Origin of the sequence: Streptomyces otsuchiensis, from assembly GCF_004305975.1 — a bacterium.
GTDB classification, from domain to species: Bacteria; Actinomycetota; Actinomycetes; order Streptomycetales; family Streptomycetaceae; genus Streptomyces; species Streptomyces otsuchiensis.
In genome coordinates this window covers 1-2,394 of the sequence record NZ_BHZI01000462.1, presented here as the reverse complement: position 1 = coordinate 2,394, position 2,394 = coordinate 1, and the positions used below count along the sequence as shown (strand labels likewise).

The 2,394-nt window shown below is 73.3% G+C and carries 2 protein-coding genes; both read right to left on the bottom strand.

Features of this window, described 5'->3' with window-relative positions; all coding sequences use genetic code 11:
- Nucleotides 1–174 precede the first annotated feature (174 nt).
- On the bottom strand, nt 175–891 hold the full coding sequence (locus E0D90_RS25075) for a response regulator (RefSeq protein WP_227870495.1): 717 nt from the start codon (nt 889–891) through the stop codon (nt 175–177).
- Nucleotides 888–1,931: a sensor histidine kinase gene (locus E0D90_RS25070; RefSeq protein WP_170215050.1), complete on the bottom strand. Its 1,044-nt coding sequence runs from the start codon at nt 1,929–1,931 to the stop codon at nt 888–890. Before E0D90_RS25070 ends, E0D90_RS25075 begins: the two co-directional genes overlap by 4 nt.
- Nucleotides 1,932–2,394: the final 463 nt, after the last annotated feature.

The window sequence follows — 2,394 nt, the reverse complement described above, 5'->3', positions numbered from 1 at the left end:
TGTATTCCGGCCGGTGTGCGGCGTACGGCGGTGTGCGGACTGTCCCCGCCCGGAGAGGCGGGCCGCCGGGCCGGGGGGTTCCTGGCGGGGGCGCCGGGGGCGGCTCCGGGCGGTGAACCCGGCCCCGGGCTGCCCGCCCGTACGCCGCGTCAGCCCGTCCCCGGCCGGGCCGCGTCAGGACTGCCGGGAGGAGCCGGGCTGCCGGCGGTCGGAGCGGCCATGGGCCCCGCGGCCGGACTCGATCAGCCCCGCCGAGGTCGCCTTGCGCAGGGCGTCCACCCGCGACACCGCGTCGAGCTTGGCGTAGATGTTCGTCAGATGCCGCTTCACGGTGGCCTCGGTGATGAACAGCCGGGCCGCGATCTGGGCGTTGGTGAGGGCCTCGGAGACCAGTTGCAGGAGAGCCTGCTCCCGGCTCGTCAGCGGGCTCTTCCGCGGCCCCGAGGGCCGGCTGCGCAGATGCTCCGCCGTCCGCCGGGAGACGATCAGCACCACGCTGCTCGCGTGCTGGCGCGTCACCGAGCGGACGACGGTGATGAGTTCCTCCCGCAGGATGGACTTGAGGAGGTATCCGGCGGCGCCCGCCTCCAGCATCTCGTGCACCATGTCCGGGTCGTCGTGCATGGTCAGGACGAGCACATGGGTCGCCGGGGAGACCCGGGCGATCTCGGTGATCGCCTCCGAGGCCCGGGGTCCGGGCATCTCCACGTCCAGCAGCAGCACGTCCGGGTGCAGCCGGGCGGCCAGTGTCACCGCTTCGGTGCTGGTCGCGGCCTCTCCCACGACGGCGAAGCCCGGCGCCGTCCCGAGGACCTCCTTGAGGCCGTCGCGCATCAGGGTGTGGTCGTCGGCGAGGCAGATGCGGACGGCGGGCGCCGCGGTGACGTTCACAGCCCGGCCCCGACCAGGGGTATCCGCACCTCGACCCGGGTGCCGGCGCCGGGGGCGCTGGACGCGGTGAGCCGCCCGTTGAGGGCCGTGGCGCGCTCCCTCATGGAGGACAGCCCCCCGGTGAGGGGAGCGGCGACGGGGACGAACCCCTGGCCGTCGTCGGTGAGAGTGGCACGCAGGGTCCGGTCGCTCACCTCGATGTCGATCTCCAGGCGGGAGGGGCCGCCGTGGCGGACGGCGTTGCGCGCGGCCTCACGCATGATCAGGTAGACCTCTTCGCTGACATCGGCGGGCAGCGAGGCGAGGTTGCCCCGCGTCCGCACGGCGACCGCCACACAGGGCTCGACGTGGGCGGCCAGATAGGCCCGCAACGCGCGTTCGAGGCCGCCCGCCTCGACCGACCGCCGGAGCTCGACCGAGAACTGCTGCAGCGTCTGGGCGACCTGGCGCAGCAGGTCGATCGCCGTGTCCAGCCGGGAGCGGCCGGGGGCCTGCGCGTGGCGTGTCTGGTACCGGTGCAGGTCGAGTCCCTGGATGGCCAGGCCGATCCCGTGCAGCACCCGGTCGTGCAGGTCGCGTGCCATCCGGCGGCGTTCGTCCCGGCGGGCGCCGATGACCCGACCGGACTGGGAGGTCATCTCTGCCAGGGAGCCCCGCACGACCCGGGTCAGGATCGCCTGGTGGAGCACGACGCTGACCTGCTGGGTCGCCGCGGTGCGGGGTGGCGCGAGTTCGCGGATCGCTATCGGTTGCAGCACCTCGAACAGGGTCGTCCCGGCGCGGAGGGAGTCCGCCCAGTCGACCCCGGGGCGTGTCCACATCGCGCCGGCTAAGGACACGGCGTGAAGGCGGCCCCCGACGACGGCGGTCACGTCGTCGAAGACGGCGCACGCCAGGGCGGCCAGTTCGTCGACATCCTCGGGCCGGAGCGCGAGGTCGTTGCCGTCCGGGTGCAGAGCGTGACGCACCGAGGCGGTGATCTCCTCGTAAACGGCGGTGGATATGTGGTGAGAAGCAGTGAGTGCAGTGCGCGTGGTCAACGGTGCAATCCCCTTCGGCCCCCGGGTCCGGCCGGGGATCGCACCCCGGCCGGATGTGTGACGCATTCACTTTTCGGTCGCCTACCCGCGTTCCCCCCCAGGTCGCGGGGTCTCTGGGCGACGCAGAGACAGTGGGCGTCACATTAGGCGCTCCCCGCGATGCTTGCCAGAGTCTTCGAATTAACGCCACGTTGACGGCTGTTACGCAGTGCAGTTGCATAAGTGGCCGATGCGTGGGGGCGCGGTCACCGTCCGTCAGTCGGCCTGCGTACGGACGTGCCGACTCGTGGCGGGCGGGACGGGACGCGGCGGGTGGGGAGCACGGGGCCGTCTCCACACCCGCCGGGCGGCCCGCCCGGCCGTGAGGGCGCGCCCGGGCGCCGCTTCGAAACGCGTCAGCGCCGGGGCGGCCGGAACGCGGTGCCGGTGGCCGGCCGCGACACGGTCGTGCTCACCGCCCTCC